Source organism: Streptococcus sp. HMSC068F04, assembly GCF_001837455.1.
In the GTDB taxonomy this organism is placed as follows: domain Bacteria; phylum Bacillota; class Bacilli; order Lactobacillales; family Streptococcaceae; genus Streptococcus; species Streptococcus salivarius_D.
On record NZ_KV832533.1, the window covers coordinates 32,844 to 34,910 of the forward strand.

Sequence of the window (2,067 nt, forward strand, 5' to 3'; positions counted from 1 at the left end):
CGTGAGTTGACTGCAGGTGAGTTCAGCTTCGTATTGAAAGACAAAGACAACAAAGTTCTTCAAACAGTAACCAACGATAAAGATGGTCACATCAAGTTTGAAAAACTCTTGTTCAATAAAGATGATCTTGGTAAGACATTCACTTACACAGTTGAAGAAGTAGCTGGTAAAGACGCTTCAATCACTTACGATGCTATGAAAGCGACTGTAACAGTGAAAGTTACTAAGGAAGGCAAAGTTCTTACAACTGTCGTTAACCACGCTTCAACAGGCGGATTTGCTTCAAGCGCTAACGATAAAGAGTTCAACAACAAAGTTCGTCCACCAGAAACACCAGAATTCAATCCAGAGAAATACATTCTTAATGAAACTAAGTTCGATTTGAAGGGAGTATCTCTTCTTGATGATGACAAAGAGTTGAAAGATAAGGTTGCAGAAACTAATGCAAATCCTTATGTTGATGATGCTTCTAATAATGAAAAAGCTAACATCAATACTAAGACCGTATATCCTGGACAAAAAGTTGTTTACCAAGTATGGTTGGATACTACTAAATTCACTGAAAAGAATAATATCCAAACTGTTGGTGTATCAGATGACTATGAAGAAGATAAAGTTGATATCAATGTAGCTGATATTAAAGCATATGATGGCATCACAGGTGATGATGTAACAGCTAAGTTCGATATCAAGGTTGAAAATGGTGTGATTACAGCCAACCTCAAAGATGGCTTCACTAAGTCACTTGGCGATGCAGAAAACACTCAAGTTATCGACACAACTAAATTTGCCTTTGGACGTTACTACAAGTTTGATATTGTTGGTAAAGTCAAAGACGACGTTAAGGGTGGTGTAGACATTGAAAACACAGCTTCTCAAATCGTTCATTACTACAACCCAACAACTAAGTCTGTTGAAAAACCAAATAAACCAACAGAAAAACGTGTTGTTAACGTTCCAGTTAAAGTAGAATTCAACTTCACTAAACGTTTGGAAGGTCGTGAGCTTAAAGCTAACGAATTCAGCTTCCAATTGAAGGATGAAGCAGGAAATGTCATCGAAACTGTTAAGAACGATGCCAAAGGTAACGTTAAGTTCAAAGCTATTGAGTACAAGAAAGGCCAAGAAGGCGTTCACAAGTTTACAGTAGAAGAAGTTAAAGGAACAGACGCAACTGTTACATACGATACAATGAAAGCGAATGTAACAATCACTGTTTCTCATGATGGTACTGCTAAAGCTCTTGTAGCAACTGTCGGTCAAATTGCGGATAAAGAATTCAACAATGCGGTTCGTCCACCAGAAAAACCTAAGTTCCAACCAGAAAAATATGTTGTTTCTGAAGCGAAATTCGATGTAACAGGTACTAAACTCGTTGATGATGATAAAGAATTGGCTAACAAGGTTTCAGACACCAATGCAAACCCTTATGCTGATGACGCATCAAACAACGAATTGGAAAACTTGAATACGAAGTCAGTTAAACCTGGTCAAACACTTTACTACCAAGTATGGCTTGATACAACTCAATTTGACGCTAACAACAAGGATCATATCCAAACTGTTGGTATCACAGATGACTTTGATGAAACTAAGTTGGATGTAGATGCATCAGCAATCAAGGTTTACGATTCAGTAACTGGTAAAGATGTTACAGATAAATTCGACATCTCACTTGCTAACGGTGTGATTACAGCTAACCTTAAAGATGGATTCACTAAGTCACTTGGCGATGCAGAAAACACTCAAGTCATTGACACTACTAAGTTCGAGTTTGGTCGTTACTATAAATTTGATATTCCTGCAACAGTTAAGAAGGATATTAAAGCTGGTGTAGATATCGAAAATACAGCTACTCAAGTTGTTAACTACTACAACCCAACAACTAAGAAAGTTGAAAAACCAGAAAAACCAACTGAAAAACGTGTTAACAGTGTTCCAGTTTCAGTAGAGTTTAACTTCACTAAGCGTTTGGAAGGCCGTGAACTTAAAGCGAACGAATTCACATTCGTACTTAAGGATTCTACAGGGAAAGAAATCGAAACTGTTAAGAACGATGCCAAAGGT

At 37.3% G+C, this 2,067-nt stretch carries 1 protein-coding gene; it reads left to right on the forward strand.

The features are described from left to right. The coding region (locus tag HMPREF2571_RS10925; RefSeq protein WP_305367032.1) for an SspB-related isopeptide-forming adhesin at positions 1 to 2,067 on the forward strand (2,067 nt) is incomplete at both ends.